This is a genomic window from Glutamicibacter nicotianae, from assembly GCF_016907615.1.
GTDB classification, from domain to species: Bacteria; Actinomycetota; Actinomycetes; order Actinomycetales; family Micrococcaceae; genus Glutamicibacter; species Glutamicibacter nicotianae.
On the sequence record NZ_JAFBCH010000001.1, the window covers coordinates 2,570,905 to 2,583,148 of the forward strand.

Below are 12,244 nucleotides of genomic sequence, written 5' to 3' on the forward strand. Positions count from 1 at the left end.
GAGCTATTTCGCAGCCTCCAGCCGCGCTTTCTCTTTCACTACATCAAAGGCTGCCTCGGGCCACTGGGGAGCGATGCGTTCTAGGGTGGCCAACAGCAATTCGGCAACGCACAACCGCGCCTTCCATTTCTGATCCGCCGGAACGATATTCCACGGTGCGCTCTGGTTGTCGGTACGGTTGATCGCGGTCTCATAGGCTGACTGGTAGCCGTCCCACAACAGACGGTCATCCACATCCCCGGGAGAGTATTTCCAGTGCTTGTCGGCACGTTCCAACCGCTCTGAGAGGCGTTCGTACTGCTCTTCGCGGCTGATATGCAGCATCACTTTGATGGGGTGGATGTTCTGCTCAATCAGCTGTTTTTCAAAGTCGACAATCTTCCCGTATCTGGATTCAATGACCTCTGGAGACGCGAAGCCCTTGACCTTGGCGACCAGCACATCTTCGTAGTGCGAACGGTCAAAGACACCCACCAGTCCCCCGGCCGGCAATTCCTTGGTGATGCGCCAGAGGAAATCATGGGCGGCTTCTTCTTTAGTCGGAGCTTTGAAAGCATGGTGCTCCACGCCCTGCGGATCCAGCATGCCCAGCACGTGGCGGACAATGCCGCCCTTTCCGGCGGTATCCATTCCCTGCAATATCAGCAGGACCGCCGGGGCTTGGCCTCCGGAAACTGATGCGGCGAAAAGCCGTTCTTGCAGATCTGAAAGCAACGGCGCCAATTCTTCCAGGCGCTTCTCGGCCGCGTTCTTATCGCCGGGCGCATCCTTGGGCCACCAGGCAGGGTTCTTGGTTGCCCGTTCAGAGAGTTTCAGCCCTGGCTCAGCACGCAGCGCTTGGATCAGGCTGGCAGGATAAGCGCTCATCAAAAACTCCTCAAGCGTTGTTCAAGGTCATGCTCTACGTAGTTGTCAGCCTACTGTCCCAACTAACCCCTGAGAAGAGGGCTCGCACTGCTGCGCAGGAAGAATCGTACTTGTTGTTCCCTAAGGAATTCGCGTCTTCAGAACCACGGATCGTTATGGAGCTGTCTAGGTGGATCTCGGCCTAGTAGCACTCCAACACCGCTGGAATATTACTGGTCTTTCAACACAAAACCGGCCCGGAATTAACCTATTGATTCCGGGCCGGCAAAGCAGCGTGTGGCTTAGGCGCGGGCGCGCCAGTCCGCCAGGAACTGTCCGATGCGTCCTACCGCGTCGGTCAAATCCCGCACATTGGGCAAGGTGACCAGACGGAAATGGTCTGGACGGACCCAATTGAAGGCGGTGCCCTGGGAAATCAGGATCTTCTGGGCCTTGAGCAGTTCCAACGCGAAGGTCTCGTCATTGTGGATCGGGTAGACCTCGGGGTCGAGCTTCGGGAACATGTACAGCGCGCCCTTGGCCTTTTGCACGCTCACGCCGGGAATGGCGGTCAGCAAGTTGTAGGCCGCGTCGCGCTGTTCGAGCAGGCGTCCGCCAGGCAGGATCAAGTCGTTGATCGACTGGTAGCCGCCCAAGGCGGTTTGGATTGCGTGCTGCGCCGGCACGTTGGCGCACAGTCGCATGTTGGTCAGCAGATTGATGCCTTCGATGTAATCCCCGGCTTGGTGCTTGGGCCCGGAGATCGCCATCCAGCCCGCACGGAAGCCGCACACGCGGTAGGCCTTGGACAGGCCGGAGAAGGTCAGGATCAGCACGTCATCTGCCAACGAAGCGGTATTGATGTGCGCTGCATCGTCGTAGAGGATCTTTTCGTAGATCTCGTCAGAGAACACGATCAACCCATGCTTGCGCGCCAGTTCGAGGATGCCCTCCAGGGTTTCCTTCGGGTACACCGCACCGGTGGGGTTATTCGGGTTGATGATCACGATGCCCTTGGTGCGATCGGTGATCTTCGCTTCCATATCTTCAAGATCTGGAAGCCACCCTTCTTCTTCGGTATTCAGGTAGTGCACCGGGGTGCCACCAGCCAGCGAAACCGATGCGGTCCACAGCGGGTAGTCGGGGGCTGGAATCAGGATCTCGTCGCCGTTGTTCAGCAGCGCGTTCAGCGAGAGGGTGATCAGCTCGGACACGCCATTGCCCAGGTAAACGTCATCCACGCCAATGGTCTGGATGCCACGGGTCTGGTAGTACTGGGAGACGGCGGTGCGTGCCGAGAGAATACCCCGGGAATCCGAGTAGCCCTGGGCATTAGGCAGGTTGCGAATCATGTCAACGAGCACCGCATCAGGCGCCTCGAAGCCGAACGGCGCGGGATTGCCGATGTTCAGCTTCAGGATGCGGTGTCCTTCGGACTCCATGCGCGTGGCATGCTCCAACAGCGGGCCACGGATATCGTAGAGGACATTGTGCAGTTTCGTTGATTGCTTGAATTCTGCCATGATTACACTTTCTCACGTCAGGTGCGATCCACACACCTTATTACCCGACCGCTATGGTCAGCGGCCGAAATCTTGGGAGCGCTGGCTAGGGCCTACTCTTCGATGATCCATTCCCAACGGGCGGCCGCTTGTTCCGGGCTCAGGCCGTCTTCTTGGCTGACCATCCGATTCAGGTCAACGAGCGACTGTTGCGAGAATTCACCGGTGATGCTGTCCAACTGCGCCCGAGCTTTGTCATCCACGTCGTCATCGGCCAGCAGCATGTAATTCTCCGCGTTGAAGAAGCTTGCGCTTCCGGGAATGGTGTAGAAGCCCTCATCCGAGATGACTGCGTTTCCGGCGCTCAGCACCACCGCGCTGTCCACCGAAGTGCGCAGCTTGCCTGCCAATTTCGCGGTCTGTTCTTCTACGACTTTTGGCTTCTCGCAGCCCGCATCCTTCAATGCAGTTTTCAAGGATTCGGAGCTGGCTTCATCGCTGATGATCGTCAGATCAGCGCAGGCAGCAATCAGGGTTTCTACGGAATCGACCTTGTGCAGGGTTGCCTGAGCCTGGCTCATGACCAGGATCTTGCCGGCATCAGCAGGGCTGAGCTCCAAAGCAGTCACTTTACCCTCAGCGTCATTGATGGCACTGCGCAGGCTTTGGGATTCCTCGGCACTGAGCAGCTGGTCTTCGCCGGTGATAGCTGCCGGATCAGCAGCGAGGGACAGTGCTTTGGCCGCTTGGTCCAACGCCAGATCGGCTTTTCCATCAACAACCTGCTGGTAGGGATTCGCCGCTGGCTCGTTCAGCGATGCCTTATAGCCTTCGGCTTTCAGGGCGTTGGCGTAGACATGAGCCAGGGCCTGGTCAGCCGGCTGGGTGCCGGCAGCAATCCGCAAGGTGATCTCCTTGCTCGGCTCTGTTGTTAGGGTTTCGTCTTCAGTGCACGCAGACAGGGTGAGCAGCAGTGCTGCGCTGAGCGTGCCGACGGTGATGGAATTTCGCAAGTTCATGTCCCTATTGATTCTAGGGCAGGTCACCTGCGATCCGTTGCTACTTGCCGGGTGCGGTCAGTCGCAAAATGCTCTCGACGCGTTCAATGCAGTTCAGCTTGGCAATCTCCTCGCGCGTGAACCAGGCCGCCTGGCTGGTCGAGCCGTTGACTTCATGGCGCAATTCGCCACCGGTCAGCCTAGCACGATAGGTGACGGCCACCGTTTGCATGGCGTGGCCTTCGCCCGAGTAGCGTTTCGAACCGGGAATAACTCCCGTGGTGACATCCAGGAGCTCCAATGCGTCTACGGCGTAGCCGGTCTCTTCATAGACCTCACGGCGGGCGCCTTCCTCGATAGGCTCCCCCAAGTCGATACCGCCACCTGGAAGGGACCAGCGCGGCGTGAAGCGCGGATCGCGATGACGCATATCCCAGAGCGTAAGCAGTACCTTTCCTTCGTGTTCCACCAAGCAATAGGCTGCCAGCCTGGTATCGAAGGATTCACCGGTGTGCTCAGAACGACGTGTCATATCCCCAATATATCCGTTTGTTCACCGATTATTTGTTCGTACGCGGACGGCATACTCCGATTTTTACCTCAAAGATCCCGCTGATGCCTTGCGAATATGATGAAATATTATTATGGCCCAGCAATCAGAGCTTTCATCAAACGTCGATCTGGACGAAATCGATCGAATCATCATCGACGAATTGGTCGCGAATGCGCGTATCTCCAACGCGACCCTCGCACAGCGTGCCGGCATCGCACCATCCACTGCGCTGCTGCGTACCCGTTCCCTGGTCGAACGCGGCATCCTCACCGGCTACCACGCCGAGGTGTCATTGGCAGCTGTCGGCCGTACCGTGCAGGCATTGATCTCGGTCAAGCTGCGGGCGCACGATCGCGAGAAAATCGATGCGTTCGTGGCACGCATTCCGCAGCTGCCTGAGGTCCTCTCCATGTTCCATGTATCCGGCGGCACCGACTACCTGCTGCATATCGCGGTTGGCTCCACCGATGCGCTGCGGGATTGGGTGCTTGATAACCTGGCGACCGATGAGTCGGTGGGCCATACCGAAACCACCTTAGTCTTCGCTCATCACCGCGGCAATCGCGGACCGCTGCCATTCGACGACATGATCAGCTGACAGCAATTCATAGACGTGTGGCCCGGACCTTGGGAAAAGGGTCCGGGCCACACGTCGTTGAGCTTGGATGTCCTATGCGCGACGGCGCTGCATGACCGCATCGAGGTTCAGCCGAGGCTTGGAAGCTGCGGAAACTGCCGGCGCGGCTTCTGGCGCCGGAGCCACCGGAGCAACGGCTTCCTTGCCTGCCGGAGCGCTCTCGGAACGCTTGGCAGCAACCGATGGAACTGCTGCGCGCTCTTCAGCTGATACCTCGGCAGCCAGGCGCTTGGCGTCCTCCGATGCCTTCAGGCTGATCTGCTTGCTCGGGCGCAACTGCTGCTGGACTGGAAGCGCAGGCTTGTGGGTACGATGTGCACCCTGCTCAGCTGCTTTTTCCGCAGTTTTGGCAATCCGCTCAGTGGCTTCCACATAGGTAGGCTTTGGGACACGCGTTGGCTCCCATGTCTCTGGCTGCTTCACGCCGCCGTGGCCGTGCGCCACGCGCAGCGCTTCGGCACGCAGCTCTTCAGCGGTAATTGCTGGAGCACGGCGGGAAGAACCTGGTCGGGCGTCAAAGACCTCGTCCTTTTCATGCTTGCGCGAGACGACCTGATTGGCGGCATCGTCGAAGGCCGGGGTCTGCAGCGCCTTCTGCCGGGTGGCTTCGAGGTGCTCAAGCAGCTTGCGGTTGCGGTCGCGCACAGCCAGGCCGCGCAGGGTGGCGAAGGAAGCGACGGCAACCAGCGCGAACAAGCCGACGGCACCAAAGGTCAGAGCCGTGAACGGAGCCAGGATGAGACCGACAACGGTCGCGATGACTGCCAAGGCACCAACGAGTGCGACGGACAACCGGCCATAGCGCACACGAATCTTGAGTTTGGTCGCAGCACTTTCCTGCGGAGCGCTCTGTGACGTGCCAGCCATGTGGGTCCTCCATCACCGATTGATTCGGTCAAATCCTTGTGGAACCAAATATGGTTCCGTCAAATCAACACTATGCAACCTTGGGTGCGCGCTCACGCACATCCCTAGGCGTGTCCGCATGTTTTCGATCCGGTTCGCTCATATCAGAGCTTGATTGATCGAAATAGCACGGAATCCGGGTCAGTATTCGTAGATGCGTTCGAGCATCGGAGTTTTCAGCTCTTCGCGGGTCAACGCGAAGGTGCGGTGATCCCGCCACTGCCCGTCGATGTGCAGATAACCCTTGCGCAGGCCCTCATCGCGGAAACCGAGCTTGTCCACAACGCGAAGGCTGGCGGCATTCTCCGGACGGATATTGATTTCCATGCGGTGCAGCTGCAACTGCTCGAAGCAGTGGTCGATGACCAAGGCGCAGGCTTCCGGCATCAGACCGAACCCGGCATGATTACGGTCAATCCAATAACCGATGGACGCTGTGCGTGCGGCCCCGTATTGCACGGAAGACACGGAAACCTGCCCGATCAGTGGCGGACGCCCCCGGTGCAGCTGGGGAAGGGCCAGTGCCCAGGAGTATCCGCTTCCGTCAATTGCCGATTCGTCCCTTGCCCTGAGCATCTCCCGAAAGGTCATGGATTCCGGCGGGCCCAAGGGACTCGTGGGATCCCACGGCTTGAGCCATTTGGCATTGGCATAGCGCAGATTGATCCACTCGGCCTCATCCCGCGCGGTCAGCTGGCGCAGCAGCAGCCGTTCCGAGGCCAGATCCGGAACCAGGTGCTTTGCCCGACGAGAGATGAACATGTGCACATCGTATTACTTCGTCATGCCCGCAGCCGCCAACGGCACCAGCGGGCAGCGATTCATTGCGTACGCGTAAGCTGTAGGCATGAACCTCACCGCTGACCAGCATCCTGGATCCGACAAGAAGGCCGCACGTGCCGCCGTCCGCAGTTGGCGCAGGGCGCTTGATCCGATCCAGCGCGAGCAGCTCGGCCAAGATCTGACCCGCACTGTGATCGGCTACCTGAGCCAAAGCACCGGCGTCGTCCAGAAGGTCGCGGCCTACTGCTCCGGTCCGGATGAACCGCCAACCGAGGCGTTATTGGATGCACTGGTCAATGAGGGCATTGACGTCTATCTGCCGGTGTGCGAACCGGATTATGCGCTGTCATGGGTCGAATACACCCCCGGCATGGAATTCGCGCCGAGCGCTTTGGCCCCGGTGTTGGAACCTGTGGGCGAACGGATCGGCACGGAACTCTTCGACGAGATCAATACATTGATCATGCCAGCCCTTTCCATCGACGAGGACGGATTGCGCCTGGGCCAGGGCGGTGGCTATTACGATCGCTTCCTGCCGTTGATCGAAGACGCCCCGGTACGGGTAGCTGCGGTGGTGTACGAGCATGAGTATGTTCCACCCGGTGCTTTCCGGATCGACGAACATGACCAGCCGGTGGACTTGGTGTTCACGCCACAGCAGGTGCATCAGATCATCTGATTTACCCACAGCTCGCGGGCGGCGGGCCACGGGTTCCAGTGATGGCTGGTTGCATGGGAATATGAGCTACTTCTCCAGGACCCAAGCCGCGCCCCGTCCTCCGGTGATTCCCAAGCCGAAAATCAGGCCGGTCCGTAATCGCAATGAGCTGTTGCGCCGCTATCGAAAGCCATTGGCCATTGCCTGCGCGTTGCTCGCCTTGGCAGGCATGCTCAATGTATTTTCTTCCGGGCAATTGGCCCAACGCGAGGTCGTAGTGGCGCTCAGCGACATTCCTGCCGGTTCCCGGATATCCGCCAACCAGCTGCAGATGCAAACTGTGCGGCTCGACCCGCATGATGCCGAGGTCTTTGAAGGCATTGAGGCCGTAGCAGGGCAACGCGCGGCCGTGGCACTGCGTGCAGGAACGGTGCTGCGCGACTATTCGCTGGTGGGACCGCAGCTTTTGCACGGATCACCAGAAGGTACCGTCGCAGTACCGCTGCGTCTGAGCGACCCGGCCACGGTGACGCTGCTGCATCCAGGGCAATTGGTGGATATTGTATTAACCACCGGCGACGGTTTTGAGAAGGAAATCAGCTCGCAAACCATCGCCAAAGCGGTGCCGGTGCTCTGGGTTCCGGATAATACCACTGGTTCTGAATTCGGCATGCTCAGCAGTGCTGACCCGACCGGCGAGGGGATTGTCGTGGTTGCGGCGGCCAACAGCCTCTCGGATGATCTGGCAGGGGCGGTATCGCGCGGCAAGGTTTCAGCCGTCTTGGTGAATTAGGCGTTCAGCCCCAGTGCGGCGGTTTCTCGCGCTTCATCATTTCAGCAAGATCTTCCTTGGAGTCGCCCCAATTTCGCGGGTCCTGGTCCTTGGCGAGCAAATCAGCCAGCGGATCGGTGGTGCGCTTCTTGGCTCCTGCCGCCATCGTGTTCTCGGGCGCACCGGCACTCTGCGGGCCCGCTAGCGCACGGTTGACGGATTCTGAATGGGGCACCGGTGTGTAGCTGCCGGTCAGTTCGACACGTGCAGCCAAATGCTGCGGCGGTGCCACAACGCGCGGCCGCTTGCGGCGGCCGCGCGTTGGTCCTTGCTCAGAAGTCATGGCTTCTTTGGTTCCGATTCATCGATCTTGCTGGTGGCTGGCACAGGTGCTGGGGTCACCGGCTTGCCTGCATCGTCCTTGGCAGGCGACTCGGTTCCAGCCTTGGCCGCGCTGCCGGCAGCCGGCGCTTCCTGCTTGCTCTCTGCCGTGGGTTCCTGGCGCGTCTTGGTGGACTTCAGCAGTTTCGATTTTTCCTTCGGCGCCTCCGGCTCGGTGGTGACTTCACGGGCCGAGACTGGTCGAGCGGCGGCCATGCCGCTGCGGGCCGATGGCTGTTCAGCAGCCGTCGTCTTTTTCAGGCCCAGGGCATGGGCCAGGCGATCGGCGACTGCACCTGGGTCCGTGAAGACATCGATGGTCCACAGCGGAACATAACGCCAACCGTGCTTTTCGAAGAATTCCGGGCGCAGGCGGCTGCGCTCACGCACGGTCAGGCCTGCATAGTGCTCGGTGCCGTCGTAGACCACGGCCAACGGGCGGATGCCGGTGTGCGCCGAGTCGTAGGCATGTGCCGACAAATCCAGCACACCACGGTAATCCTCGGAAACTATCGCACCGCTTTCGCGCAAGCGTCGGGCAAGATCCGAGACCAACGGGTCGAAGCGCGGGTTGCGCATCGAGCTGACTCCGGAATCCCCGGCCTGTACGCGTCCGAACAGCTCGAAGAACTGGCGGGCTCCGCGGTAGACGCGGTTCAGGTCGACATCCTCCGGCAGCAGGCTGGAAACCAGGGTCATGCGGGTGCGCGATCGGGTCATCGCGGCGACGAACAGCTGCTCGCCGCCCTCGCGGGACAAGGCGCCGAATTCGTGCAGCGTCTTGCCGTGCGGGGTACGTCCGTAGCCCCAGGCGAAGATCACCGAATCCCGGCGCAAGCCGATCAGCCGGTCCATGGTGGTCACCACGAACGGTTCGCGCTTGGAGCGCAGGTGCTCCATCGCGTACTTGTGGTTTGGCAGCTGGACACGGATCGCTTCGGCGATGGCCGAGGCGTGGCTGCGGTTCGAGGCAATGACCGCCAGCGATTCTCCGCCGTGGTTCTTGAAATGCTCGAAGACCAGATCCACTACCCGCGCCACTTCAGCGGCGGTGGTCTGCACGCCGTCTTCGCTGCTGGACAGCGATCCGGTGGCATCCGGGACATATTCGCCGCGCAGCAGCGACGAGTTGCCGGTGAGGTTCACCGCCATCGGCAAGCGCGAGAGCGCAGCGTCGTAGTAGGTGGTGGACAGCTGTTCCACCAGGCCTTCGTCGATTCCGCGGTACACGGTGGACAGCGAACCGGTGACCAGCACCTTGTTCAACGCTTCCAGCGCGGAACGGTCCACGCCCTGCTCGCGAACACGGGCGGTGGGGTCCACGGAGACTTCAAAGCGCTTCGGGCCACCGAGCATTTCATCGCCGATGGCAATGACCTGCTCGGAGCGGCGGATCGCATCCAGGACTTCCCGCAGGGTCAGGTAGTTGGCTTCAAGCAGGATGACGGCATCGAACTTCGTGTCCTCCGGCAGGGCGCTGCCCAGCAGCAGCGGTGCCGAAACGATGACAGGAGTCAGCGAATTGGCCAGCGGCGCACCAAGATCCAGCAGCCCTGCAATGCTCGGGGTTCCGCCCTTGAGCATCTCGCGCAGCGCGCGCGAGCCGGCACGGTGGTCAGCCAGCGCAGCCTTCCAGTTCCGAGCCAGCGACCAGCGGATGCGCTGCGGTCCGGCGGCGATATGCGCACCGTCAGCCAGCCGGTAGTCCGCTTCGATCTTCTCCAGCTTGGATCCGTCGTTCATGGCAAGGAAGTCATCGCCTGAGATCATGGCGTCCAGCACTGACTGCCACCAGGCAAGTTCCAATTCGCTGTCTACCTGGTCGGCATCGATCTCGCGTTCGGCGAAGTCATCGAGCAAGTCGCCGAGACCGGCTTCGGCCAGCTGCTCGGAGATCAGCGTGCGTTCGGGCAGCTCTCCCAGGTCCTCGCGGCGTTCAACCAGCGAGGCGATCACCGAGAGCAATTCCTTGATGGGCATTTCGCGCAGGCGCGAACCCAGGGAGGATGGCAGCATTTCGGCCAGCTTGTCGATGCGGGCACCGGCGTCATGGTAGCCGGCCTCGACATCCAGCAGTCCCCCCGGGACCTGGGGGTTGCGCTGGCTCGTGGCGATGGCACGCCACGCATCACGCTGGACCGATACGGCTTGCAGCGCGGACTGCAGGTCGGCGACGTGCATGCCTGGACGGACGTATTCCTTGGCGATCTTGCGCAGCCGGGAACGGACAATCGAACCCATCTCGACACCGTGTTCACGGCGCCATGCGCTGGTTGCCGTGGCGGCGATCAAATCGTCGATATCGCCCTCGAAGATATCGGCTTCGAATTTGTCCAGCGAGCCGCGGACGGCGACCAGCAGCTGCAGCTGGTCTCCCCACTTGTCGTAGCTTTCTTCCAGCCTGATCTGCGAACGCTCGGCAATCTGCAGCATGTGATCATGCAGGATTGGCAGGTCGCGGCCCAGGCCACTGGCCAGGTTCAGGGCCTTCTCGGTGGCTTCGGTGTTGCGCAGCGGTGCACCGTGCCAAGGGCTGGTGGTATGCACCTTGGAGAAGGCGCCGAGCTGGGCGGCGCGCTTGAGCTGCGCGGCGACATGTCCGCGCTGGCCCATGGAATCGAGCACCGAACGTTTCAGGCGCACGGTGGTGGATGGCGCTGGTTCCAGTGCGGAGAGGCGTGCCAGCTCCTGCATCGCCTGGTATGGCGAGCAGCCCCAGCGGCTGCGGACCGAGTGCAGCGACTTCACATGCTCGTGCAGCGCATGGCGGGATTCGCGCAGGCGCGTGAACATGGAGCCCAGCTGCGGCTCGGCGGCGCGTTCATTGCGCAGGATCGCCTTGGTCAGCATGGCGCGCAGCGCTTCTGGATCCTCGTTCGGTTCCAGCAGCATGCTGCCGGCATCCAGCTGCTCGTTGAAACGAGTCACGAACTCTTCGGCAGCTGAACGCTGTTCGGCAACGACCAGCACACGCTTGCCCTGGGCTGCCAGCAACGCTGCGGCGTTCAAGGCGGTCTGGGTGGCACCGGTGCCGGCGGCGGCATTGATGGCCACCGATTCGCCGGCGGCGATGTAGTCGAGCATCTTGGACTGGGATTCATCGGCGTCCAGCAGGAACAGCTCGTCTTCCGGATCACGGTCATCAGAAGACTTCGCAATGGTAGTGGTGCCGGTATGGACCTTGCGGGCCGACGATTCCTCGGAAACTGCGCCCTGCTTCCGCGAGCGCGCGCTTTCCTTGAGGATGTTCTTCACGCGGCTCAGCCTCGAACCGGAGCCTTCATTGCCCTTGGCCTCGGCAGCCTGCGCGGCAGCCTGCTCATCCTGCTTCTTTGCAGCAGGATCCTCGGTGGCGTCCTCGGGCTTCGATGCTTCGGCCTTCGAACCCTCGGGCTTGGCGGCGCCCGGCTTTGAAGCAACCAGGTTGGCCAGCGCCTCCGAGGTCTTGCTGCTTTGGCTGTTCCCTGCCTGCTTTTCCACGGTGTCATAACGAATCAGGGCGTCGATGACCGGGTGGGAGCCGTTGAGCTTGGCCGGGTCTGCCGGGTCCATCAGTTCGGAGAAGGTGGAGAGCAGCAGGCGGTGGCCCACGACTACGCCGGGGACCTCGGCCATCTGGTGGCGCAGGGCATCCATGCCCCGGACCGGATCAAAGCGGGCGATGGAATAGGCGGCGGCGTCAACGGCGTCGACGCCGACCTTGGCGTTGTGGTCGGCTTCGAACTGGCGCACGAAGGCCGGGGACACGGTTGCGCGCCCTACGAGCTGCAGGTCGTAGTCGTCGGCATCCACGTGCTTGGTCAGCGTGATGCGTCCGAGCATGATGGGGGCGGAAACCGGCTCGCTCTTGCCATCATGGACGGCACGCCAGTTGGCGACACCGGCGGCCAGGTAGCCGACGTCGATGCCGCGTTCTTCCCACAGTTCGCTGATCTTGGCCGACAGCGCACGGGCGGTGCGGCGCGCGGTGGCGTACTGGTCCGCATCATGCAGCAGGGTGGACAGGCGGGTGCGCCGTCCGGCAAGGAACTGGGCCAAGCCCGATGGATTGGCATGGGTTATGTCGATGCTATTGGAGGTCGACGGAGCAAACCGCAAGGTCGTATCCGCCCCGGCACTCTGCCCCAGCGATTTGACCCAGGCAGCTACACGCTCGGCGGCAGCATTCTGTCCACTAGTCACGACAGTCATTCCCTTCACTGAACCGA

The 12,244-nt window shown here is 61.3% G+C and carries 11 protein-coding genes; 3 read left to right on the top strand and 8 right to left on the bottom strand.

The genetic code is table 11. The features are described from left to right. Window positions 1-3: 3 nt before the first annotated feature. The 4 genes from JOE62_RS12260 to JOE62_RS12275 all read right to left on the bottom strand — a co-directional run bounded on the left by JOE62_RS12260 (window position 4) and on the right by JOE62_RS12275 (window position 3,878). Window positions 4-867 carry a PPK2 family polyphosphate kinase gene (locus tag JOE62_RS12260; RefSeq protein WP_204722580.1) on the bottom strand — a complete coding sequence of 288 codons (864 nt, stop codon included), beginning with the start codon at window positions 865-867 and terminating at the stop codon, window positions 4-6. A gap of 281 nt (window positions 868-1,148) precedes the next feature. Next, window positions 1,149-2,369: a pyridoxal phosphate-dependent aminotransferase gene (locus JOE62_RS12265; RefSeq protein ID WP_204722581.1), complete on the bottom strand. Its 1,221-nt coding sequence runs from the start codon at window positions 2,367-2,369 to the stop codon at window positions 1,149-1,151. A 92-nt stretch (window positions 2,370-2,461) separates the two neighbouring features. Then, complete coding sequence (locus JOE62_RS12270) at window positions 2,462-3,367, bottom strand: glycine betaine ABC transporter substrate-binding protein (RefSeq protein ID WP_204722582.1); 906 nt, start codon at window positions 3,365-3,367, stop codon at window positions 2,462-2,464. Between the two features lie 40 nt (window positions 3,368-3,407). Further along, window positions 3,408-3,878 carry an NUDIX hydrolase gene (locus tag JOE62_RS12275; RefSeq protein WP_038990672.1) on the bottom strand — a complete coding sequence of 157 codons (471 nt, stop codon included), beginning with the start codon at window positions 3,876-3,878 and terminating at the stop codon, window positions 3,408-3,410. A 112-nt stretch (window positions 3,879-3,990) separates the two neighbouring features. On the opposite strand from JOE62_RS12275, the gene JOE62_RS12280 reads away from it, so the two are divergent. Continuing rightward, window positions 3,991-4,497, top strand: a complete 507-nt coding sequence (locus tag JOE62_RS12280) for an Lrp/AsnC family transcriptional regulator (protein ID WP_038990673.1) — start codon at window positions 3,991-3,993, stop codon at window positions 4,495-4,497. A gap of 72 nt (window positions 4,498-4,569) precedes the next feature. Here the strand turns inward: JOE62_RS12280 and JOE62_RS12285 are convergent, their stop codons facing one another. Together JOE62_RS12285 and JOE62_RS12290 are read right to left on the bottom strand one after the other, a co-directional pair. Continuing rightward, the gene (locus JOE62_RS12285; RefSeq protein WP_204722583.1) at window positions 4,570-5,403 is read right to left on the bottom strand and encodes a hypothetical protein; all 834 of its coding nucleotides are present in this window, start codon (window positions 5,401-5,403) and stop codon (window positions 4,570-4,572) included. Window positions 5,404-5,583: 180 nt separating this feature from the next. Next, the gene (locus JOE62_RS12290; protein ID WP_141356608.1) at window positions 5,584-6,204 is read right to left on the bottom strand and encodes a GNAT family N-acetyltransferase; all 621 of its coding nucleotides are present in this window, start codon (window positions 6,202-6,204) and stop codon (window positions 5,584-5,586) included. Between the two features lie 85 nt (window positions 6,205-6,289). Between JOE62_RS12290 and JOE62_RS12295 the strand changes: the two genes are divergently transcribed. Further along, window positions 6,290-6,904 (top strand): 5-formyltetrahydrofolate cyclo-ligase, encoded by a 615-nt coding sequence (locus tag JOE62_RS12295; RefSeq protein ID WP_204722584.1) that lies wholly within the window; start codon window positions 6,290-6,292, stop codon window positions 6,902-6,904. Window positions 6,905-6,965: 61 nt separating this feature from the next. Beyond that, window positions 6,966-7,676: a Flp pilus assembly protein CpaB gene (gene cpaB, locus JOE62_RS12300; protein WP_204722585.1), complete on the top strand. Its 711-nt coding sequence runs from the start codon at window positions 6,966-6,968 to the stop codon at window positions 7,674-7,676. Window positions 7,677-7,680: 4 nt separating this feature from the next. Here cpaB and JOE62_RS12305 read toward each other — a convergent pair whose 3' ends face one another. After that, entirely contained in the window at window positions 7,681-7,998 is a 318-nt protein-coding gene (locus tag JOE62_RS12305; RefSeq protein WP_204722586.1) for a hypothetical protein, read from the bottom strand. Next, a complete protein-coding gene (locus JOE62_RS12310; protein ID WP_239543361.1) occupies window positions 7,995-12,227 on the bottom strand; it encodes a DUF4011 domain-containing protein in 4,233 nt (1,410 codons plus the stop codon). Before JOE62_RS12310 ends, JOE62_RS12305 begins: the two co-directional genes overlap by 4 nt. Window positions 12,228-12,244 lie beyond the last annotated feature (17 nt).

Excerpts from the sequence above, each read along its gene's own strand:
- JOE62_RS12310 (WP_239543361.1), bottom strand. The coding sequence starts at position 12,227 with ATGACTGTCGTGACTAGTGGACAGAATGCTGCCGCCGAGCGTGTAGCT.
- JOE62_RS12260 (WP_204722580.1), bottom strand. The coding sequence starts at position 867 with ATGAGCGCTTATCCTGCCAGCCTGATCCAAGCGCTGCGTGCTGAGCCA.
- JOE62_RS12305 (WP_204722586.1), bottom strand. The coding sequence starts at position 7,998 with ATGACTTCTGAGCAAGGACCAACGCGCGGCCGCCGCAAGCGGCCGCGC.
- JOE62_RS12280 (WP_038990673.1), top strand. The coding sequence starts at position 3,991 with ATGGCCCAGCAATCAGAGCTTTCATCAAACGTCGATCTGGACGAAATC.
- JOE62_RS12270 (WP_204722582.1), bottom strand. The coding sequence starts at position 3,367 with ATGAACTTGCGAAATTCCATCACCGTCGGCACGCTCAGCGCAGCACTG.
- JOE62_RS12290 (WP_141356608.1), bottom strand. The coding sequence starts at position 6,204 with ATGTTCATCTCTCGTCGGGCAAAGCACCTGGTTCCGGATCTGGCCTCG.
- JOE62_RS12295 (WP_204722584.1), top strand. The coding sequence starts at position 6,290 with ATGAACCTCACCGCTGACCAGCATCCTGGATCCGACAAGAAGGCCGCA.
- JOE62_RS12285 (WP_204722583.1), bottom strand. The coding sequence starts at position 5,403 with ATGGCTGGCACGTCACAGAGCGCTCCGCAGGAAAGTGCTGCGACCAAA.
- JOE62_RS12275 (WP_038990672.1), bottom strand. The coding sequence starts at position 3,878 with ATGACACGTCGTTCTGAGCACACCGGTGAATCCTTCGATACCAGGCTG.
- cpaB (WP_204722585.1), top strand. The coding sequence starts at position 6,966 with ATGAGCTACTTCTCCAGGACCCAAGCCGCGCCCCGTCCTCCGGTGATT.
- JOE62_RS12265 (WP_204722581.1), bottom strand. The coding sequence starts at position 2,369 with ATGGCAGAATTCAAGCAATCAACGAAACTGCACAATGTCCTCTACGAT.